Source organism: Robertkochia sediminum (assembly GCF_016786255.1).
GTDB lineage: Bacteria > Bacteroidota > Bacteroidia > Flavobacteriales > Flavobacteriaceae > Robertkochia > Robertkochia sediminum.
This window is the reverse complement of record NZ_JADMKT010000073.1, coordinates 66,755-87,943: the sequence shown is the minus strand read 5'-3', so window position 1 is coordinate 87,943 and position 21,189 is coordinate 66,755. Positions and strand designations below refer to the sequence as shown.

Here is a 21,189-nt window from a genome sequence, read left to right as displayed (position 1 = left end):
TCATGACGAAGTTAAGTGTGAACATAAACAAGATCGCAACGCTGAGAAATTCACGTGGAGGTAATGTACCCGACGTTCTCAAAGCCGCAAAGGACATCCAGGACTTTGGAGCAGAAGGGATCACCATACACCCCAGGCCCGACGAGCGACACATTCGCTACCAGGACGCCCGCGACCTGAAACCCATCGTGCACACCGAATACAATATTGAAGGTAATCCGATCAAAAAATTCATCGACCTGGTTCTTGAGGTCAAGCCCACACAGGTAACCCTAGTGCCCGACAGCGTAGACGCTATCACCTCAAATGCAGGATGGAACACCATCAAGCATCGCGACTTCCTGAAAGAAGTTATTTCAGAATTCAAGGCTAATAATATCAGAACCTCTATATTTGTCGACCCTGTAACCGAAATGGTAGAAGGTGCTGCCGCCACGGGTACCGATCGCATCGAACTGTACACCGAGGCCTATGCTGTAGAATTTGCCAGAGGAAATACTAACGGAGTACAACCCTATGCCGAAACAGCGGCTTTAGCCACGTCCTTAGGCATGGGTGTCAATGCCGGTCACGACCTCAACCTTGAAAATCTAAAGTATTTCAGACAACAGCTACCTTCACTACTCGAGGTCTCCATAGGTCACGCCCTGATCTCGGAGGCCCTCTACATGGGACTTGAGAACGTAGTTCAAATGTATCTGGAAAGATTGAGATAAATGACAGACCAACTGTACAGTAAAATACTTGGAGAAGGCGCCCCCCTGCTGATCCTGCATGGCTTCCTCGGGATGTCTGACAACTGGAAGACCCTGGGAGCAGAATACGCAAAGAACGGATATCAGGTTCACCTCATCGACCAGCGTAACCACGGAAGAAGCTTTCACGCCGAGACCTTTAATTACCCTACCTTAAGTGACGACCTGGCAAGGTATGCAGACCAACACCAACTGGAAGACTTCAATATCATCGGGCACTCCATGGGAGGCAAAACTGCTATGACCTTTGCATGCGATCACCCGGAAAGAACAGCAAAATTACTTGTTGCCGATATCGCACCCAGGTATTACGCCCCTCACCACCAGGAGATCATCAACGGACTTAAAGCAATAGACCTCCGGGCGGTAAGATCAAGAGGAGACGCAGACCGCATGCTGGCCGAGCACCTTTCGATACCCGGAATCCGTCAGTTCCTGTTAAAGAACTTGTACCGAAAGCAGCCCGATCAATTCGCGTTTCGCTTTAACCTCGATGTGCTGGCCAACAGGCTCGAGGAGATCGGTGAACCATTGGAAGCCGATAACACCTATAATGGAGACACCCTGTTCTTAAGCGGGGCAAAATCAGACTATATAAGAGAAGAAGACACACCTCTGATCCGAACGCATTTCCCAAATGCACAGATCAGGGAAATAGCCAATGCAGGCCATTGGTTACACGCAGAAAACCCAGCAGCATTCCTCGAGGAAAGCCTGGATTTTTTTAAACACTAATTTCTATAACCTACAATTAGAATCAAGGGTATATCGGAACAAGAGCCGAAGCCCAAAATCAAATCATTCTTATGAGAACAAGATTAACAACAATGGTAGCCCTTATGGCTATGGCAATTAGCTATGCCGGAGGTTTCAGAGTAGCGCTTCAGGGGCAACGTGCCCTGGCTATGGGACACACCGGAGTAGCCGTGGTAAACAATGCAGAGACGGCATTTTTCAATCCTGCCGGAATGAGCTTTTTAGAAGAGAAGTTCACTGCAAGTTTCGGAGCAAATGCGATCTTCAGTAACATCGTTTTTCAAAACGAAGCTTTCGGATACAGCACTGCAGCCGACAATCCGCTGAGCACCCCTTTCAGCCTTTACGGGTCGTACAAGATCAATGAGAAACTAAGCCTGGGTATCGCGGTTTACACCCCCTATGGATCAAGTGTTGAATACCCGGAGAACTGGGAAGGTTCACACCTCGTTCAGGACATATCCCTGAGAGCGATCTTCTTTCAGCCTACGATCTCATATAAAATAAGCGATAAACTGAGCATCGGCGCAGGACCCATCTACGTAAGCGGAAGTGTGAACTTCAGCAGAAACCTGGACCGCGCCACCACCAATACCGAAGGCGAAAGACTGGGTGTCACCATCGATCAAAAAGGTATCGGTGCCTGGGGTTACAACGCTGGTGTGATGTTCAAGGCGAACGAAAAACTCACCCTCGGACTTAACTACCGTTCGGAGATCGTGATGGAAGCCCGCGGTGGAGATGCCGATTTCCGTAATGTACCCACCTTCCTGCAAGGACAATTTGCCGATGGCACGTTCGATGCCGACCTGCCACTACCTGCAGAGCTCAGCGTGGGAACCTCGTACCAGATCAACGATCAGTGGATGGTTGCCTTCGATTACAACCGCGTATTCTGGAACTCTTACGACGCACTTGATGTGATCTTTTCTAACGGACTCGAATCGATCAACCCAAGAAATTATAAAGACGCTTCAAGCTACCGTTTCGGATTCCAGTATAAAGCCAACGAAACCTTTACCCTTAGAGGAGGTTATTACTTTGATGAGTCACCGGTACAGGAAGGGTATTTCGCTCCGGAGACGCCAAGAAACGATTCCAACAACTTTACCGCCGGACTTAGCGTTCAGCTTAGCGAGCGTTTTGCGCTTGACGCCTCATTCCTTTACATTCACTTTAGCGAGATCGACGCCTCTTACGATTACTACCTCGAGAACGGTGTTGCAGCTCCTTTTGGAGGGACGTACAAGAACAACGCATTTATTCCCGGGATCGGAATTACTTATTCCCTTTAATAACCTCAGAAAAAGAAAACACTCATGAAAAACAAGTTCATATATATCGCTCTGGCCATGGCGGCCTTCACCAGTTGTGAACCCGAATTCAACGATCCGATCGACGAGAGCGGATTCTACACCCAGGGAGAAGCAGACCTTTCAAACTACGTAGCCCTTGGTAACTCGCTAACCTCAGGATATACCGACGGCGCGCTTTACCTCGACGCTCAAATGAGCTCATACCCGAACATCATGGCCGAAAAATTCGCCATGGCAGGCGGAGGTGCATTCACCCAACCTCTGGTTAACGACAATCTTGGAGGACTCCTTCTTGGAGGGCAACAAATTGCAGACACCAGACTTGTACTCAATTTTGACGAGAACGGAAATCCGTTCCCAACACGTCTCGCCGGTACACCTACCACAGAGATCACCAATGCTCCGGAAGGTCCCTTCAACAATATGGGCGTTCCGGGCGCCAAGAGTTTCCACCTGGTAACCCCAGGCTACGGAAATGTGGCTGGGATCGGCACTACTGCCAACCCTTATTTCGCCCGAATGGCTTCTTCTGCAGAAGCTACCGTATTGGGAGACGCCCTGGCACAACAGCCTACCTTCTTCTCGCTCTGGATCGGGAACAACGACGTATTGAGCTACGCCGCTTCTGGAGGTATAGGAACAGACCAAACAGGAAACCTTGACCCGTCGAGCTATGGCAGCAACGACATCACAGACCCTAACGTTTTTGGTGCTGTTACCAGTGAGATCATCAACAATATGAGCGCAAACGGAGCCAAAGGAGTCGTGATCAACATCCCTGATGTTACCCTGGCACCTTTCTTCCGCACCGTTCCTAATAACGCCCTTGTACTTAGCGCTGAGCTAGCCGGACAACTTACCGGATTCTTCCAGGCAGTAGCAGGGATCACCACACAAGGACTTATTCAACAAGGGGTAGACCCGGCAACGGCTCAGGCCCTGGCCAGCCAGTACGCCATTACTTTTAACGAAGGCCCTAACCGTTGGATCATCGACGTACCGGTTTCTCAAACCAATCCGCTTGGTTTCCGTCAAATGACAGAAGAAGAACTGGTACTCCTTACGGTAGATCAGGCCGCACTGGCTTCCGGATACGGGAGTGTTGTTCTTACTCCGGAAGTACTTCAGGTACTCGGAAAACTACAACAAGGCATGGAGATCACTGCAGAAGAAGGTGCATTAGTGATCGGCGCTGTTAGCGGACTTGACGACCAGGACGCTCTTGACAATGATGAGATCGCCGCGGTGAACCAGGCCAGAGCAGCTTACAACAGCACCTTAAGCGCCCTTGCTGCGCAGAACGACCTCGTTCTTATGGATGTTGAATCGCTGTTTACCCGTATTGCCGAAATGGGATACGATTACGGAAGTGGTAGTGTAACCACCGACTTTGGAACAGGAGGCGCTTTCTCTCTTGACGGGATCCACTTTACCCCAAGAGGATACGCCATCGTTGCCCACGAGATCATCGAGGCGATCAACGAAGGTTACAACGCTTCGATCCCGGGCGTAAACCCAGGAGATTACCCAACGGTATTTATTCAATAATCACCAGCTGAAGTATCAGGGGGACGTTTGAAAATTCTGTATCTTTAGTATAAATTAAACTGAGCTATGAATTACATTTTCAAACTCCTCCTGAGCGCTTTAGCCGTTTTCATCCTCGTACAAATACTTCCCGGCGTTTCTGCCGACAATTTTGGCACTGCCATCTGGGTGGCATTCGCACTAAGCTTGCTCAACCTGTTCGTAAAACCCTTGCTCATTCTTTTCACCCTTCCGGTGACCATACTTACCCTTGGCTTATTCCTCCTGGCCATAAACGCTTTTATTATCATGATGGCAGGTTCGCTGGTCGATAATTTTCACGTTGACAGCTTTTGGTGGGCCCTGCTCTTTAGCTTATTGCTCTCTATCCTGCAATCGTTCCTGCAATCCCTAGCCAAGGTCAAAAAGCGTTAATACGCTCAATTTCAAAACAATTCCTACACCACATTGATCATCGGCACCCGGTTTGGCCGTTCGCGAATATTAAAATTTTAATAATTTGTAATTCAGCAACTTAAAAACTTTGGGGAGTTCACAATTTGTGCTATTTTTGCAAGCCGAAATTAAGGGGTATATAATATATTTTTAGTAAGAATGAATATTACAAGAGAGCAAATTGATGAGCTGAATGCAATTGTAAAAGTTGCCATCACCAAAGAAGATTACAGCGACCGTGTTGACAAGATCCTGACCGACTACCGCAAGAATGCAAACATTCCAGGTTTCCGTAAAGGTCATGTTCCCATGGGCTTGGTTAAGAAACAATACGGGAAAGCCGTACTGGTTGACGAAGTAAACAAGCTTCTTCAGGACTCCCTTAACAACTACCTTACAGAAGAAAAACTCGACGTACTCGGGAATCCGCTTCCTAAGGCGCAGGATAATCTGGACTGGGATGCCGAAGAATTCAATTTCGAATTCGAACTCGGACTGGCTCCTGAATTCGAAGTAGAACTAGCTACCAAGGATGCCATCACCCAATACAACATCGTTGCAGACGAGAAAATGATCAACGAGCAGGTTGAGCGTATCGCTAAACAATACGGTAAACTGATCTCTCAGGAAGAAGTTACCGAAGACAGCGAGATCACCGGAACCTTCAAGAACGAAGAGAAAGAGATCGAGAACCGTTTCACCTTTTCGCTTGACGCCATAAAAGGAAAGACCAATGCTAAGAAATTCACCGGAGCAAAAGCTGGTGATGTGCTTAACCTGAAAAGCAAGAACCTTTTTGAAGACGAGCACCAACTCATGCAGGCCCTTGCCGTTAGCCATGACGAAGTTCACGACCTGGACATCGAGCTTACGTTCACTGTTGAGGAGATCAACAAAAGAGAAGCTGCAGAACTCAACCAGGAGCTTTTCGACAAACTTTTCGGAAAAGACACCGTTGCTTCTGAAGAGGAAATGAAAGCGAAGATCAAGGAAGATGCTGAAAAGCAATTCGCTCAACAAGCCGATCAGAAATTAATGAACGACATCGTTGAGTATTTGGTAGAGAACACCAAATTCGACCTTCCTGACACCTTCCTTAAGAAATGGATCCAGATGACCGGAGAGCAAGAGCTTACCGAAGAGCAAGCCAGCGAGGAGTATGCAAAGTCTGAAAAAGGACTTCGCTACCAACTCATCGAAGGGAAACTGGTAAAAGATCACGGGATCGAAATGCAGTACCAGGATCTTAAGGATTTCGCCAAGGATTACGTGAAAATGCAAATGGCACAGTTCGGACAAACCGATCCTGAAGACAGCGTTCTTGACGATATCGCCGGACGTGTACTTTCTAACCAGGAAGAAGCCAAGCGTCTTTCTGAACAACTGATGAGTCAGAAGCTTATCACTCTTTTCAAAGAAAAGGCGAATCTTAAGACCAAAGAGATCACTTACGACGACTTCGTAAAAGAGGTTTACGGGTAGATCTGTATAAAATAAATAAGTATATTTAAGGCGTTAGAACGTAAGGTTTAACGCCTTTTTTATACAAACCGTTTAGTCAATCGAAACCCTATGCATTTAGAAAAAGAATTTAAAGCCTACGCTACCAAACACCAGGGCATCAACAGCATGTATTACGACAAGATCGTAAGCTCGCTCATCCCGGTGGGGCTCACTCCAAATATCATTGAAGAACGCCAAATGAATGCCGTGGCCATGGATGTATTTTCAAGGCTTATGATGGATCGTATCATCTTTCTCGGTACGGGTATCAACGACCAGGTGGCCAATATCGTACAGGCCCAGTTGTTGTTCCTGGAAAGTACCGACGCCACCAAAGACATCCAGATCTACATTAACTCCCCGGGAGGAAGTGTATATGCCGGATTAGGTATTTACGATACCATGCAGTACATCAAGCCCGATGTGGCTACCATCTGTACCGGTATGGCTGCGTCAATGGGAGCTGTTTTACTATGTGCAGGGGAGAAAGGAAAACGTTCGGCCCTGCCACATTCCAGAGTAATGATCCACCAGCCATTAGGAGGCGCTCAGGGTCAGGCAAGCGACATCGAGATCACTGCCAGAGAGATACTGAAGTTAAAAGATGAACTCTATCAGATCATCTCCAAGCATTCAGGGCAAACCCTCGAGAAAGTGAACGAAGACAGTGATCGCGATTACTGGATGAAGGCTAAAGAAGCCAAAGCATACGGAATGATAGATGAAGTACTGGAAAGAGGAAAATAACCCCCTTTTCGGTCTGTAATGAAGTGTTAACCGAACCGGTCCGGATATCGACCGGGAATGCAAGTTACTTAAAATGACAAAAGAGAATCTAGAATGTTCTTTCTGCGGCCGCAAAAAACCGGAGACCAACCTGCTTATTGCGGGGCTTGATGCTCATATTTGCGATCGTTGTATCGAACAGGCACACGGTATTGTTCTGGAAGAGACCAGTCAATCAAAATCTGATGAGCTTTCATCAGAATTAGTGCTTAAAAAACCTATGGAGATCAAATCTTTCCTTGATGAGTACATCATTGGACAGGATGTGACCAAAAAGGTGATGTCTGTTGCGGTGTACAACCACTACAAAAGGCTTTTACAACCTACCACCAAGGACGATATCGAGATCCAGAAGAGCAATATTATCATGGTGGGGCAAACCGGTACCGGTAAGACCCTTATGGCTAAGACCATCGCCAAAATGCTCAATGTACCGCTTGCCATTGTAGACGCCACCGTGCTTACAGAGGCCGGATATGTGGGAGAAGATGTAGAAAGCATCCTTACCCGCTTACTACAGGCAGCCGACTACAACCTGGAGAAAGCGGAAAGAGGGATCGTATTTATCGATGAGATCGACAAGATCGCCCGTAAAAGCGACAACCCTTCTATTACCCGCGATGTTTCGGGAGAAGGTGTACAACAGGCCTTGCTGAAACTTCTGGAAGGAACTACCGTGAACGTACCACCAAAAGGCGGTCGTAAGCACCCGGATCAGAAATTTATCGAGGTGAACACCGAGAATATTCTGTTCGTGGCCGGTGGTGCCTTTGACGGTATCGAGAGAAACATCTCCAAGCGCCTCAATATGCAGGCCGTTGGATACAACTCAGGAAAGGACCAGGACCAGGTGGATCAGGATAACCTGCTGCAGTACATTATCCCTAAGGACCTGAAAGACTTCGGACTCATTCCGGAGATCATTGGCCGTTTACCGGTACTTACGCATATGGATCCGCTTGATGCGAAAACCCTGCGTTCGATCCTTACCGAACCTAAGAACGCCATCATCAAGCAGTACATCAAACTGTTTGAAATGGACGATGTGAAGTTCGACATTACCGACGACGCCCTTGACTTTATCGTAGAAAAGGCTATCGAATACAGCCTGGGAGCACGTGGTCTTCGCTCGCTTTGCGAAACCATTCTCACCGATGCCATGTTCGAGCTGCCAAGTCAGGACGACAAGGAATTCGTGGTAGATAAGGACTACGCTGAAGAAAAGCTCACACGATCTAAGATCAATAAGCTGAAGGCCGTTTCATAATCTTCACGCATATATTATAAAGATCCCGAACCTCCGTTCGGGATTTTTTTTATCTATAATCCGGATAATCCTTACATTAGATCAACTAACCACTTCATTATGTTTCGCAATCCGTTATTTTTCATCGCCTGCGCCCTACTATCACTATCCCTTAGCGCCCAGGGATTATCACCACAGGAAAAAGCCATCGTTAAAAGCATTGAACAGAATCACGAAGCTGCCTTAAAATTCCTGGAGCGCACAGTGAACATCAATAGCGGTACACTCAATAAAGCCGGCGTCAAAGCGGTAAGCGCGCTCTATAATGAAGCGTTGAGTGAAATGGGGTTCGCCACCCAATGGATCGAAATGCCTGAAGCAATGGAACGTGCAGGTCACCTCTTCGCCTCCCGAAAGGGCGCGAAAGGAAAAAAGATCCTGCTCATCGGTCACTTGGATACCGTATTTGAAGAAGACAGCCCATTCCAGAAATATACCGTGATCAATGATTCCACGGCCACCGGGCCCGGGATCAACGATATGAAAGGAGGTAACGCGATCATCGTTTACGCCCTAAAAGCCCTTTACGAGAACGGATTGCTCGAGAATACTCAGATCACCGTAGCCCTTACGGGAGATGAAGAGAGCACAGGAAAACCCCTCTCCATAAGCCGAAGGGATCTGATCGCAGCCGCAAAAGAAAGCGATATTGCTCTCGGATTTGAAACCTCCAGCGGATTTGAATATGCCGTTGTAGCCAGACGCGGATCTTCCGGTTGGCAATTAAAGACTACAGGGAAGCGAGCCCACTCGTCGGGGATCTTTAGCGAAAATACCGGTGCCGGAGCAATTTTTGAAGCATCGCGCATACTCCATGAATTCTACTCCCGCCTAAGCGATGTAAATTACCTCACCTTTAATGCCGGGGCGATCATGGGAGGTACCAACCTCGACCTGGAAAACCCCTCAAAAGGAACGGTTTTCGGAAAGAGCAATGTCGTACCCCAAACCGCTTTTGTGAGCGGCGGACTCCGGTGTATCTCAGCACAACAACAGGATAGCGTTCGCGCGGTAATGAAGGAGATCGTTAGCAAGAACCTGCCACAAACCACTGCAGAGATCACCTTTACAGACAGTTATCCGTCCATGCCCCCAACCAAAGGAAATACAGCCTTATTAGACCTGCTAAACGAAGTGAGCAAGGACCTTAATCAGTGTGAAGTTATGGCCTATGACCCCGGAAAACGCGGTGCAGCCGACATCTCATTTGTAGCGTCGTATGTTGATGGACTCGATGGCTTGGGTGCCATGGGAAGCTATGCACACACCCCAAAGGAAACGATAGACCTCAACACCTTTAAAGCGCTAACGGAACGAACAGCCATCCTTCTGTACAGGCTACTTCAGGATGAATAAGGGATAGTCGAGGAGCTAGGTTATGGCTCAGCAAGATCATGACCTAACATGATTATGGTTTAGCCGAATAGTAGTTTAACAAATTATGCCCCGACACTCCGGAAAGCCCTTATGCATTCATCTTTAGCAATTCTTCCAGATAATCCCTGCTATTGGCCAGGCGAGGCACCTTATGCTGCCCTCCCAGCTTATCGCGCTCCTTGAGCCAGTCGTAGAACAGGTTGTGTCGGGCAACGTTGAGAAGTGGCCTGTTCAGGGTCATATTGTTATAGCGCTTGGCATCGTAATCAGAGTTAAGCTCCCGCAGGGACGCATCGAGCAGATCGGTGAACTCCTCTGCATTCTCCGGATGCTTTCTAAACTCCACGATCCATTCGTGGGCACCTTTTTCTTTTCCCTGCATAAACACAGGAGCAGCAGTATAATCTATGATCTCGGCACCGGTAACCTTACACGCACGCTTGAGCGCCTCTTCGGCATTCTCAATAATTAGCTCTTCTCCAAACACATTGATATGGTGCTTGGTGCGACCGGTAACCTTGATCCTGTAAGGGCTCACCGAGGTAAAGCGCACGGTATCGCCAATGAGATACCTCCAGAGACCGGCATTGGTAGAGATCACCATGGCGTAGTTCACCCCGGCCTCGACCTCCCAAAGGGGGATCACCTTTTGACGAGGTGTTCCATAGGTATCCATAGGAATAAATTCGTAGAATATACCGTAGTCGAGCATTAGCAAAAGCTCGTCAGAATCGTTCCTGTCCTGTATCGCAAAGAAACCTTCTGAGGCATTGTAGATCTCGTAGTATTTAAAGCCTTCCTTAGGCAGTAACTTTTCGTATTGTTCGCGGTAGGGGTTAAAGCTCACCCCTCCGTGAAAGTACACCTCGAGGTTCTCCCACACCTCGAAAAGGTTGTCTTTCCCGGTTTTTTCAAGCACCCGGTTAAGCAACACCAGCATCCAGGAAGGTACTCCGGCAAAACTGGTAACATCTTCCTTTATGGTTTCTTCAACGATAGCCTCGAGCTTGGACTCCCATTCGGTCATCAGGGAAACCTTATGACTGGGGGTACTGCTCATTTCGGCCCAGAAGGGCAGGTTATCAATAATAATGGCAGAGAGGTCACCAAAAAAGGTATTGCGGTCCTGGTAGAGCTCTTTACTTCCTCCCAGTCGTAAACTCTTACCATCGAAAAGCCTGGAATCTTCATTGTTGTTAAAATACAATGACAGCATGTCCTTACCGGCCTTAAAATGGCAATCTTCCAGCGACTCATTACTTACGGGAATGAACTTACTTCGCGCATTGGTGGTACCACTGCTCTTTGCGAACCATTTGATGGGTGTAGGCCAGAAAATATTGCTCTCCCCTTTCCGCGCCCTTTCGATCATAGGCTCGAGATCCTCGTAGCGACTAATCGGCACCCTTTCAGCAAAATCTTCGTAATTCACCACCGAGGTAAATCCGTATTGCACACCTACTTCGGTGTCCTGAGCAGCACTGAGCAGCTGGTGGAGCACTTCGGTTTGCACTTCTTCAGGATATTTCAGAAAAAGTTCGATCTGGTGGAACCGCTTTTTCAGAAGCCAGGATGCCACGGAATGAAATAAGGGGATTGGCATTTTTTTGATTTATATTTGGATAAAAATAGCAAAAAAGTTTCACCATGTACGAAGGCGTTCTCACTAAAATGGAAACCGAATTTACCAGCCCCGTTAACTACTACCTGGTATTTGAAAATGATTTCCTGAACCTCAACCAACTACTGGACAAAAAACTAAAGATCACCTTCGTAAAACACCAGTGTTTGAATTGCGGACTCAACAAGCCGATCTACCGCCAGGGGTTTTGTCAGAGCTGTTTCTTTGAAGTGCCCCAGGCCGCAGAATGGATCATGAAGCCGGAGCTCTCAAAGGCACATACCGGCGAAGAAGACCGGGACCTCGAATACGAAAAAAGGGTGCAGTTGCAACCCCATATCGTATACCTCGCCAACTCCAGCAGTGTTAAGGTTGGCGTTACCCGAAAGACCCAGGTGCCTACCCGATGGATCGACCAGGGCGCTCATGAAGCCATTGAGATCGTCGAGGTACCCAACCGCTACCTGGCAGGGATCACCGAGGTGGCGCTCAAAGACCACGTTTCAGACAAGACCAACTGGCGCAAGATGCTTAAGAATGACATCGACGATGAAGACCTGGAAAGCTACAGGGAAAAACTCAGGGAATTTATCCCGGAGGAGGCTAAAGAATACTTTATCGCGAACAATAAGGAAACGAACATCGAATTCCCCGTATTGCAATACCCGGAGAAAGTAAAGAGCCTGAACCTGACCAAAACCCCCGAATACTCAGGCGTACTGAAAGGGATCAAGGGGCAGTACCTCATTTTCGAAGACCAGACCGTGTTTAACGTGAGAAGCTATGAGGGATTTGTGGTGAAGATCGAAATAGCGTAAAGAAGAAAGAACAAAGAGTAAAGACGGTTAAGGGGTATGAGTTAAGGGTTAAGAGAATGGTGAATTTTGGATTGTGAATTTTGGATTCACTGCGCGCTTATCACCTGTTACTTGTTACTTGCATAACCGCGTCACCGTATCACTTTATCACCGTATCACCGTGTCACTGTATAACTGTATAACTTCATAACCGTATAACCCCATAACTTTCCCTATATTTAACCTATGGAAACACCACTTCTTTTCAAAGCCATCAGGGAGAACCAACTTCACAAGGTTCGGGACCTCCTTACCGAAAATCCAACATGGATAAGCGCTACCGACGAGCGCGGATCGAGCCCGTTGCTATTAGCGACCTATTCCGGACTAACCGACATGACCGATGTTCTGCTGGAATTTAAACCGGACGTTAATGCCAGGGATCTTTCCGGGAATACCGCCCTGATGGGCGTAGCCTTTAAGGGGTTTACCACGATCGCCCAACGTTTGCTGGAGGCCGGTGCCGATGCAAACCTGGTTAACGGTAATGGTGCTACAGCCCTTATTTATGCCGCCACCTTCGGCAAGGAAGAAATGGTAAAGGTCTTACTGGATCACGGTGCCGACAAAGGGATTACCGACAGTGCCGGGCACACCGCTGCAGACCACGCGCGTATGCATGGCTGGGATAGCGTGATGCGTCTTGTGGAAGCCTGACCCCAACTCCCCTTACATATGATCCATATGGTATTCGAGTAAGCCATCAATAGGCCTTCGTATGAATTTACCCGGCATCATCCCTCTTTCTTCCAACATGGCCGAAAGACGTTCACGACAATGATAAGCAATAGACCCAACGAAATGGATGGGGTATTGTTTCAACTCCTTCTTATAAAAAGACAGGTGGGTGGCTATGAACGAATTCAAGGCTTCATCCAATAATGCCTGCATAAAAGGGTGACCCTGGTTTTCCAGCACAAAGGGCGCAAAGCTCGCCAGGTAGGCATTAGGGTAATCTTTTTTATACAGATTCTTCTTCACCTTTGCTGGCTTCACCTTATAATTAGCTTCGAACAAGCCCTCGAGGTCTGCAGGCAATTGCTTGAAGTAATACGCTCTTAACAAGAGTTTACCCAGGTGGTTTCCACTGGCATCATCCATCAGGGTATAACCAAGAGAAGGCATGCGCACCTTGATCTCTCTTCCGTCAAAATAACAACAATTGGAACCGGTACCCAGAATAGCGATCACCCCAGGCTCTGAAGTACAGCTATGCACGGCACCGATAAGGTCTTCACTTACCCTGATACGGGTAGCATTTTCAAAAAATGACCCCAGGTTCTTTTCCAGGAAACCGGCAAACTTAGGAGTGCCACAGCCGGCTCCATAAAAATACACTTCGGTTACCAGGCGTCTGAAATCGCTAAGATCCAAAGATTCATAGAGTCGTCTTTCGATCTCACTGCGCTTAAGCATACTTGGGTTTAGCCCCCTTGTACGCACTTTAAACCTGGATGACCCTGACTGATCAAAAAGTATCCAGTCACATTTTGTTGAGCCGCCGTCTGCAATTGCTATCATCTTCTAGTTTTAAAAATAGTACCTTTTAAACGCTTCCATTGCCGCATAGTCGGCAAGGCCGAGCTTGTGGTAATTGGCTGCAGTTTCTTTATTACGCTCCTCGGCTCTCACCCAGAATTCTCTGGAATCGTCGCCCTGGAACATCACTCCATCCTTTTGCGATTGATGGAAGAATATCGAGTGGCGCTTTTTAAGCACTTGGTCCGGACTCATAGGTACGGCCATTTCGATCTCATGCATATCCCACTCGTGCCATGCGCCTCTGTAAAGCCAAACCCAGCAATCGCTCATATACGGCTTTTCCTTGAGCACTTTGAGCGACTCCAACAGGGCGTCGAGACACACTTTATGCGTACCATGCGGATCGGCAAGATCTCCGGCAGCATAGATCTGATGTGGCTTCACCTTATCTATCACCTCGCACATAAGGTCTATATCTTCCTTACCCAAAGGTTTTTTCTTGATCGCGCCCGTCTCATAGAATGGCAGTTTCAAAAAATGAACCTGCTCATCCGGCAGCCCCATATATCGGGTTGCCCCAAGCGATTCTTTTTCTCTGATAAGTCCTTTAAGCTTCAGCACCTCCGGAGAATCAATCCCACCATCGGCAGCAGATCGCATATTCTCAATAAGGTCGGTGAATACCGAAGCGTCAGGGGTAAGGCTTGCACTTACCTCTGCAAACTTGATCGCTTCATGGTTAGACACTGCGATATTTCCCGAAGTCTGATACACGATATGCACTTCATGCCCTTGTTCTACCAATCGATCGAAAGTACCTCCCATGGAGATCACATCATCATCCGGATGGGGGCTAAATATAATAACTCTTTTCTTTGCCGGCGCAGATCGCTCCGGACGTTTTGCATCATCTGCGTTAGGCTTACCACCGGGCCATCCTGTAATGGTATGCTGTAGCACATTGAACATTTTGATATTGAGGTCATAAGACGACCCTTCTTTGGTAAGAAGGCCTTCCATACCATGATCATTATAATCTTTGTCGGTAAGTCTCAAGATCGATTTCCCGGTCTTATCACACAACCACACCACTGCCTTACGGGTAAGTGCCGTATTCCATTCACAAGGACCTACCAACCATGGCGTCTTTATACGGGTAAGCTCAGAGGCTGCACCCACATCCATTACAAAGGTGGTGTTATGGTGTTCCTGCAGGTAGGTAGAAGGCACCTGAGGGGTTACCGGTCCTTCGACAGCTTTCTGAATGATCTCCGCCTTATTCTGCCCCCATGCGAGCAGCACAACTCTTCGGGCTTCAAGCACGGTACGAATCCCCATGGTAATGGCCTTTTTAGGCACATTCTCTATGCCCAAAAATGCAGGGGCAGCATCAGACCGGGTTAAATGGTCCAGGGTAACCATACGCGTTCGGGAATTAAAATGCGACCCGGGCTCATTAAATCCGATATGCCCGGTTCTACCAATACCCAAAAGCTGAAAATCCAGTCCGCCACAAGCTTTGATCTTATTTTCATAAGCCACACAAAAATCCAGCACCTCATCAGGGTGCAGCTCCCCATTGGGGATATTGATATTCTCTGCCGGAATATCGATATGCTTAAACAAATACTCGTGCATGAAGTAATGGTAGCTCTGCACGTTCTGTTTTGTCATCGGGTAGTATTCATCGAGGTTGAAGGTGATCACATTCTTAAAGCTCAAACCTTCTTCCTTATGGAGTCTGACCAACTCACTATACACTCTGATCGGAGACGAACCTGTTGCCAGTCCCAAAACGCACGGCTTCCCTTCTTTCTCTTTTTGACGAATGAGGTCGGCGATCTCGCGGGCTACTATTGCAGAAGCGTGGTATGCGTCATCGTAAACCACATTGTGGATCTTCTCAAAGCGGGTGTTTTCATAAATACCTGCCTCCTGGTAACTGATGTCGGTAAGGTTACGTAACTGTTCTTCAGCGATCATTCTTGTAACGGTTTTATTGGTTAGTAGGATATATCATTCGGGGACCTCCCTTTTATTACTTTCAATTTTCCGGGTGCATATGAGCAGTCTCAGCATTCCTGAAGATCACGGTTCCCCTGCATGCAATTTCACCGCCACCTTGCCCAAACTACGATAACTAAGGTCTTAAAAGAGTGCCCGCCGTGAGAATTTATTCGACTAATAACGAGTGTCAAACGCTTAATAACTGAGAAAACACCCTATGGAAAACCGGATATCGACCTCCATTTTCAGGGGTATAAAAAAAGGAGGGGTTCCCCCCTCCTTTCACAAGTATTAAAACATACATTTAACTATATGAACAAGTCATTTTATTGCGCCCACCAAAGTTTGGTCGCCTGGGTGTCGGGGCCTTGCTCTGAAACGGCCGCATTGTAATTAGATCCGTTTCCGGTTTGCACTCCTGATCCGTACCGCATACGCTGCGGATAAGCACCATTAAGCGTTCCCGGTTCATAGATCACCTGGTCAGAAACGCCCTGAGCCAGCTCAGAAGGATACCCTGTATCCCTAACCACTGCCCAGGCTTCAAAACCGTCGGTATAGTTGGCGATCCATCTCTGGATAGCGATCTTCTCCAGTTTTTCTTCTGTGGTTCCAACAGTAATGTCGGCAAGGGGTGCATTGGCGATATATGTTTGCGCATCACCTTCTCCGATCTCCCAAACCTTCATCGCTTCTACGATCCCCATTTCCATCATCATCTGAGCATCGTCTGAACTCAACCCTTTCACGGCAGCTTCAGCTCTCAGGAAGAAAGCTTCGGCAGAGGTCATCACGATCTCAGGATACATTTTACCTGCCAACTTAGGTTGGATCACCAGGTCTGATGGCGTACTAAACAAGTTGTAATTCGCATAGGGAGCTGTTAAACCGTTAAGTCTTGTTGGCTGCCCGATATACTGACCGGAAGCCAGGCTAACGGTAACCTCATCGGTACCCACACCGGTAACGGTATAGTCTGCATTAGCGTCATCAAGAACACCAAGGATAAAATCTACTCTGGCATCGAAGTTGGTCGCTGCCTCTCCTTCAGCAGGTCGCGTAAAGGTCATATCGCCACCGGCAGCAGGTTTTGCATAAACAGCAAGCCTTGGATCGTTATTATCTCTCAGGTGATCGATTAGCACTTTCCCCATGGTCCACTTTGAACCGAGGCCACCAAAGTTATGCCAGATATCCCCATAAGCCGCACTGGCCCATTGGGTGATCTCGGCATCTTTTGCCATTAATACACTTCCTGAAGTTTCATCCAGCAGCGGAGCACTAAGGGCTTCATTGACGGCCGTGGAAGAGAAATCGTCTCCGGCAGCTCCATTGGCTCTAAGCGCTATACGCAACTTAAGGGTATTGGCCAGCCGCTTCCATTTCTGAAGATCGCCATTACAGTACACGTCGTTTTCGGCAACGTCGTCAATACCAACACCGGTACGCTCTGTATCGCCAATGATCTGCATGGCCATATTGAGGTCGGATATAATACCTTTATAGATCTCTGCCTGGGTATCGAACTTGGGTGTCACAATACCTTCAACACCGGCTTCACTGTAAGGGATCATCCCGAAGATATCGGTATACATCTGGAAATAGAGCGATTTGGATATAAGTCCGATAGCATACATATACTGATTTTCGAACTCCCCGCCTTCGCTAGTCATTTTAATAAAATTATCGATACCTCCGAAGGCGCCTTCCAGCCATCCCCATGAGGCATCAGTATACCCTGTGTTGTAGGCATACCCGAGTCCGTCACTCCACCATGAACCACTGTGTCCGAAGGTAAAATGCCCGGCATAGCGGTCGGCGTGAATCAAATGCGCCCTCCAATAAGGAAAACGGTTCGGACCATAAAGCTGGAACAGGGGCTCAGTAAGGAAATACTTAGCACTTACTTCCTCCGGTAAAAACCCGTTGGGGTCTTGATTGATCTCGTTAAAATCGGATGTACAGGAGGCTAATGCCAATCCTGCTACCACACCCACTTTGTATATAAAACTTTTCATACCTGCTTAAAATTTAAGATTAAGATTCATACCAACACTGCGGGTTGTAGGCAGGTTGTTATAAAGAACTCCCTGAGCGAAGTTACTGGTCGAGAAGCTGGACTCCGGATCGAAGTTATCCATCTTCTTGTATAAAAATAATAAGTTTCTTCCAGTAAGACTAAGGGACGCACCTGTTAAGAAGGTCTCTTTCAGCATATTCGAAGGAAAATTATAGGTTAGTGCCACCTCGCGTAAACGAACATTGGTTTGATCGTATACGTAATTGGAAGCAATACCACTAACGGCTCCCCAATATTGCTGAGCTGTGATAGAAGAGGTGTTTGGCGTAATATTACCAGCACCGTCATCGATAAATCCTTCGAGTACCACACCCTCTTCACGATACTTAAGCGTTCTCTCTGACACCCCTGAGGCATCAAGAGATGCATCGGTTCCTGAGTACACTTCTCCTCCGATACGATAGTCGATAAGGAAACGAAGTCCCCAGTTCTTATGCGTAAAGGAGTTGGTTACCCCTCCGATCATATCAGGCTGATAGTTCCCCAGGTTCACGAGCTCATCAGAGCGTTGCGGACGTCCCACATTATCGAGCAGCAAAGCCCCGGCATTAGGCCCGGACTCCACTCTCTTGAAGTCTGTTCCCCAGATCTCTCCGAATCCGCCACCTACGGTAGCCTGTACTTTAACAGTTCCGGCATTATTCCCGGTGAAAGAGAAATTGTCAAGGTCGTCAATAAGCGATACCAGCTCGTTCTCGTTCTTTGCGATATTGGCAGAGATCTCCCAGGTGAAGTTATCACTCTGAATTGGCGTACCTCCAACCAGCAATTCAAAACCTTTGTTGGTAAGTTCTCCCACATTTTCACGGAAAGCACTATACCCGGTAGATTGCGGAACAGGAACGTCAAAGATCAGGTCTTTAGAAGAAATGCTATAGTATGAAGCATCAAGGAAGAGCCTGTTCGAGAACATGCTAAACTCTACCCCGAATTCTATTGAAGTTACCTCCTCCGGTCTCAAATTCTCATTAGCCCTAACAGAAGGCCTGGAGATCTGGGTGAGTCCGAGATATCCGTTCGCTGCAAGACTGTAGGTCTCATTTAACTGGTACACCCCGGTATCGTTACCCACCTGGGCCCAACTCGCTCTGAACTTCATAAAGTCGAACGGCGAGCCGCTAAAGTCAAATGCTGAAGTTGGTATAAAACTGAAACTCGCAGAAGGATAGAAATACGACCTGTTATCTTCTGATAAGGCAGACGACCAGTCGTTTCTTCCTGTAAGGTCGAGATAAAGGAAATTATCGTAGGCAAAAGATGCCGCCCCATAAAGTGAGTTCACCTTCTTTTCCTGCAAAGGCACATACGACTGCATAGGATCCTGAAGGTTAGAAACCGTGATCCTGGTCGGGATCTTAAATCCGCGTCCGTTGATCCCGATCGCCTTATACGTCCTGTAAGAGTGGTTACCCCCGAAACTGGCATTTACATTAAGCTTTTCGGTGATATTCTTATTAGCAGTGATCAGGAAGTCGGCATTGGTCTCTCCAACGGTATTCTCATTAATGAATAATGCCCCCTCCTGGTTAAAGTGATGTCCGTATTGATTCGCAGTAAAGATATCCTGGCTCACCATATCGGTACCGACACGGGCAAAAGCAGACAGCCAATCTGTAAACTGATAATCTACCTTTGCAAATCCGGTAATACGCTTCCTGGTGTCTTCATTAATATCGTTCTCGAGGATCCAGTAAGGGTTACCTGCCGTTCCCCAGGAGATCACGTTATAGGGTGAATCCGGATTAACAGGATTATCAATATCCTGATATCTCTTCACGTCGTTAAGCGCCACATTTCTTGGCATGGTATACACATAGGCCAACACCCCCTCGGTACCCTGGGTTGCCCTGTTCTGCGCATATTGCTCGAAATAGGTCACCTTGGCGTCCAGCGTTAACTTATTGGTTAGCTTAGAGAATCCACGAAGGTTGAAGTTGTGTCTCTCCACATCTGAATTCGGAAGAATGGCATTCGCCTCTGTATTCGTGTAGGAGAAAAGCACATTCGACTTATCGTCACCTCCTGTAAGGGTGAGCGCATTGATAAAGGTGGTTCCCGTTCTGAAGAAATCCTTTACATTATCGGGTTGCGCCACATAAGGACGTGTATCCCCGGTGTAGTAAAATTGATCAGACCCATCAAAGGCAGGACCCCATGAGCTGTTGCTCTTAACGGCGTTCACCTGCTCTTCAAAAGTACCACCGGCCGGGATCTGCGGAAAGTTCCCCTGGCTACCACGACCGTATTTGTTTTGATACTCCGGCAAAAGCAATGGCGTATCAACTGTAGCCGATGAGCTAATGGTAACTCCCAGGCCTCTTCCCGAAGTTCCTTTTTTGGTGGTGATCAGGATCACCCCGTTACTCGCTCGCGACCCGTAAAGTGCCGCTGCGTTAGGACCTTTAAGAACGGTCATCGATTCGATATCCTCAGGGTTAATATCAGAAATACCGGTACCGTAATCGGAACGGGAGAATTCTGAAGTATTCGCACCTGCTGCCGATCCAAATCCGGAGTTATCGATCGGAATACCATCTACAACATACAATGGCTGGTTGTTCCCAGTGATCGAATTATTACCCCTGATCACTACACGGGCACCTCCGGCAGGCCCGGAAGTAGACTGGGTGATCACCACCCCGGCAACCTTACCGGAAAGTGAATTCACCACGTTGGGCTCCTTGGCCGTATTGAGGTCTTCACTACTCAATTCTGACACGGCATAACCCAGCGCCTTTTTCTCCCTGGAAACACCTAAGGCAGTTACCACTACCTCATCAAGTTGTTCGAGATCTTCCAGCATTTCCAGATCGATCACACTACGACCTTCTACACTGATCTCTCTGGTAGAAAAACCGATAAACGAGAAAACCAGAACAGACTCACCGTCAACAGTAATGGAATAATTACCATCAAAGTCGGTGGTTGTTCCCACAGTGGTTCCCTTTACAGCCACACTAACACCCGTTAACGGAATTCCATTCACGGCGTCTGTAACTGTTCCGGAAACTGTCTGCGATTGCGCCTGCACCCATTGTGTTAACAACAGCACTGCGCAAAACAAAAAGCTTTGAAAAGTTCTTGACATAAAATTGATTTTAATTAAAGTTGGGATGTTTAAAAGTTGGTTCACACATTTCTATAAATGTATCTATTTACCTACGAAAGATTCAGAATTTTCGACCAATAACAACGCTAAAGTTCTGAACAACGGTAAATTCCAATATTGCAGAATTGCAAAATAAAGGCCCGTCAGGCCTCTATTTATTTGATGATTCTTAAAAAGAACAGTGGAAAACTAAGAATAAGCCATCGTGAAAAGCCGCCGGAACACGCCCTGAGCCGCACGCTTTTTGGCAC

Annotated in this window: 16 protein-coding genes; 11 read left to right on the top strand and 5 right to left on the bottom strand. The window is 47.5% G+C overall.

Features of this window, described 5'->3' with window-relative positions; genetic code table 11:
- The first annotated feature begins 2 nt into the window (after window positions 1-2).
- From IS446_RS06350 to IS446_RS06310, 9 genes are all read left to right on the top strand, one after another.
- The gene (locus IS446_RS06350) at window positions 3-716 is read left to right on the top strand and encodes a pyridoxine 5'-phosphate synthase (protein ID WP_203059171.1); all 714 of its coding nucleotides are present in this window, start codon (window positions 3-5) and stop codon (window positions 714-716) included.
- Window positions 717-1,490 (top strand): alpha/beta fold hydrolase, encoded by a 774-nt coding sequence (locus IS446_RS06345; protein WP_203059170.1) that lies wholly within the window; start codon window positions 717-719, stop codon window positions 1,488-1,490.
- Window positions 1,491-1,561: 71 nt separating this feature from the next.
- Window positions 1,562-2,806, top strand: a complete 1,245-nt coding sequence (locus IS446_RS06340; protein ID WP_203059169.1) for an OmpP1/FadL family transporter — start codon at window positions 1,562-1,564, stop codon at window positions 2,804-2,806.
- A gap of 24 nt (window positions 2,807-2,830) precedes the next feature.
- On the top strand, window positions 2,831-4,375 hold the full coding sequence (locus IS446_RS06335) for an SGNH/GDSL hydrolase family protein (RefSeq protein WP_203059168.1): 1,545 nt from the start codon (window positions 2,831-2,833) through the stop codon (window positions 4,373-4,375).
- Window positions 4,376-4,441: 66 nt separating this feature from the next.
- Window positions 4,442-4,789, top strand: coding sequence for a phage holin family protein (locus tag IS446_RS06330; protein WP_203059167.1), 348 nt, complete (start codon window positions 4,442-4,444; stop codon window positions 4,787-4,789).
- 180 nt (window positions 4,790-4,969) lie between these two features.
- The gene (gene tig / locus IS446_RS06325; protein ID WP_203059166.1) at window positions 4,970-6,292 is read left to right on the top strand and encodes a trigger factor; all 1,323 of its coding nucleotides are present in this window, start codon (window positions 4,970-4,972) and stop codon (window positions 6,290-6,292) included.
- Between the two features lie 90 nt (window positions 6,293-6,382).
- Window positions 6,383-7,060 carry an ATP-dependent Clp endopeptidase proteolytic subunit ClpP gene (gene clpP, locus IS446_RS06320; RefSeq protein WP_203059165.1) on the top strand — a complete coding sequence of 226 codons (678 nt, stop codon included), beginning with the start codon at window positions 6,383-6,385 and terminating at the stop codon, window positions 7,058-7,060.
- Between the two features lie 73 nt (window positions 7,061-7,133).
- Complete coding sequence (gene clpX, locus IS446_RS06315; protein ID WP_203059164.1) at window positions 7,134-8,366, top strand: ATP-dependent Clp protease ATP-binding subunit ClpX; 1,233 nt, start codon at window positions 7,134-7,136, stop codon at window positions 8,364-8,366.
- A gap of 99 nt (window positions 8,367-8,465) precedes the next feature.
- The gene (locus tag IS446_RS06310) at window positions 8,466-9,761 is read left to right on the top strand and encodes a M20/M25/M40 family metallo-hydrolase (protein ID WP_203059163.1); all 1,296 of its coding nucleotides are present in this window, start codon (window positions 8,466-8,468) and stop codon (window positions 9,759-9,761) included.
- 109 nt (window positions 9,762-9,870) lie between these two features.
- On the opposite strand, the gene IS446_RS06305 is transcribed toward IS446_RS06310, so the two are convergent.
- Window positions 9,871-11,385: a GH3 auxin-responsive promoter family protein gene (locus IS446_RS06305; protein WP_203059162.1), complete on the bottom strand. Its 1,515-nt coding sequence runs from the start codon at window positions 11,383-11,385 to the stop codon at window positions 9,871-9,873.
- Window positions 11,386-11,429: 44 nt separating this feature from the next.
- On the opposite strand from IS446_RS06305, the gene IS446_RS06300 reads away from it, so the two are divergent.
- Window positions 11,430-12,221 (top strand): DUF2797 domain-containing protein, encoded by a 792-nt coding sequence (locus tag IS446_RS06300; protein WP_203059161.1) that lies wholly within the window; start codon window positions 11,430-11,432, stop codon window positions 12,219-12,221.
- A gap of 225 nt (window positions 12,222-12,446) precedes the next feature.
- Window positions 12,447-12,917 carry an ankyrin repeat domain-containing protein gene (locus IS446_RS06295; protein WP_203059160.1) on the top strand — a complete coding sequence of 157 codons (471 nt, stop codon included), beginning with the start codon at window positions 12,447-12,449 and terminating at the stop codon, window positions 12,915-12,917.
- 12 nt (window positions 12,918-12,929) lie between these two features.
- Here IS446_RS06295 and IS446_RS06290 read toward each other — a convergent pair whose 3' ends face one another.
- The 4 genes from IS446_RS06290 to IS446_RS06275 all read right to left on the bottom strand — a co-directional run bounded on the left by IS446_RS06290 (window position 12,930) and on the right by IS446_RS06275 (window position 20,917).
- Window positions 12,930-13,676: an N-acetylglucosamine kinase gene (locus IS446_RS06290; RefSeq protein ID WP_203059159.1), complete on the bottom strand. Its 747-nt coding sequence runs from the start codon at window positions 13,674-13,676 to the stop codon at window positions 12,930-12,932.
- A gap of 114 nt (window positions 13,677-13,790) precedes the next feature.
- A complete protein-coding gene (gene nagB / locus IS446_RS06285) occupies window positions 13,791-15,725 on the bottom strand; it encodes a glucosamine-6-phosphate deaminase (RefSeq protein ID WP_203059158.1) in 1,935 nt (644 codons plus the stop codon).
- A gap of 350 nt (window positions 15,726-16,075) precedes the next feature.
- Window positions 16,076-17,767: a SusD/RagB family nutrient-binding outer membrane lipoprotein gene (locus IS446_RS06280; protein ID WP_203059157.1), complete on the bottom strand. Its 1,692-nt coding sequence runs from the start codon at window positions 17,765-17,767 to the stop codon at window positions 16,076-16,078.
- 6 nt (window positions 17,768-17,773) lie between these two features.
- Window positions 17,774-20,917: a SusC/RagA family TonB-linked outer membrane protein gene (locus IS446_RS06275; protein WP_203059156.1), complete on the bottom strand. Its 3,144-nt coding sequence runs from the start codon at window positions 20,915-20,917 to the stop codon at window positions 17,774-17,776.
- Window positions 20,918-21,189 lie beyond the last annotated feature (272 nt).

What these genes read in the sequence shown, in the direction of transcription:
- clpX (WP_203059164.1), top strand. Translation starts at nt 7,134, where the DNA reads ATGACAAAAGAGAATCTAGAATGTTCTTTCTGCGGCCGCAAAAAACCG.
- IS446_RS06310 (WP_203059163.1), top strand. Translation starts at nt 8,466, where the DNA reads ATGTTTCGCAATCCGTTATTTTTCATCGCCTGCGCCCTACTATCACTA.
- nagB (WP_203059158.1), bottom strand. Translation starts at nt 15,725, where the DNA reads ATGATCGCTGAAGAACAGTTACGTAACCTTACCGACATCAGTTACCAG.
- IS446_RS06345 (WP_203059170.1), top strand. Translation starts at nt 717, where the DNA reads ATGACAGACCAACTGTACAGTAAAATACTTGGAGAAGGCGCCCCCCTG.
- IS446_RS06290 (WP_203059159.1), bottom strand. Translation starts at nt 13,676, where the DNA reads ATGCTTAAGCGCAGTGAGATCGAAAGACGACTCTATGAATCTTTGGAT.
- IS446_RS06350 (WP_203059171.1), top strand. Translation starts at nt 3, where the DNA reads ATGACGAAGTTAAGTGTGAACATAAACAAGATCGCAACGCTGAGAAAT.
- clpP (WP_203059165.1), top strand. Translation starts at nt 6,383, where the DNA reads ATGCATTTAGAAAAAGAATTTAAAGCCTACGCTACCAAACACCAGGGC.
- tig (WP_203059166.1), top strand. Translation starts at nt 4,970, where the DNA reads ATGAATATTACAAGAGAGCAAATTGATGAGCTGAATGCAATTGTAAAA.
- IS446_RS06335 (WP_203059168.1), top strand. Translation starts at nt 2,831, where the DNA reads ATGAAAAACAAGTTCATATATATCGCTCTGGCCATGGCGGCCTTCACC.
- IS446_RS06340 (WP_203059169.1), top strand. Translation starts at nt 1,562, where the DNA reads ATGAGAACAAGATTAACAACAATGGTAGCCCTTATGGCTATGGCAATT.
- IS446_RS06295 (WP_203059160.1), top strand. Translation starts at nt 12,447, where the DNA reads ATGGAAACACCACTTCTTTTCAAAGCCATCAGGGAGAACCAACTTCAC.
- IS446_RS06275 (WP_203059156.1), bottom strand. Translation starts at nt 20,917, where the DNA reads ATGTCAAGAACTTTTCAAAGCTTTTTGTTTTGCGCAGTGCTGTTGTTA.
- IS446_RS06280 (WP_203059157.1), bottom strand. Translation starts at nt 17,767, where the DNA reads ATGAAAAGTTTTATATACAAAGTGGGTGTGGTAGCAGGATTGGCATTA.
- IS446_RS06330 (WP_203059167.1), top strand. Translation starts at nt 4,442, where the DNA reads ATGAATTACATTTTCAAACTCCTCCTGAGCGCTTTAGCCGTTTTCATC.
- IS446_RS06305 (WP_203059162.1), bottom strand. Translation starts at nt 11,385, where the DNA reads ATGCCAATCCCCTTATTTCATTCCGTGGCATCCTGGCTTCTGAAAAAG.
- IS446_RS06300 (WP_203059161.1), top strand. Translation starts at nt 11,430, where the DNA reads ATGTACGAAGGCGTTCTCACTAAAATGGAAACCGAATTTACCAGCCCC.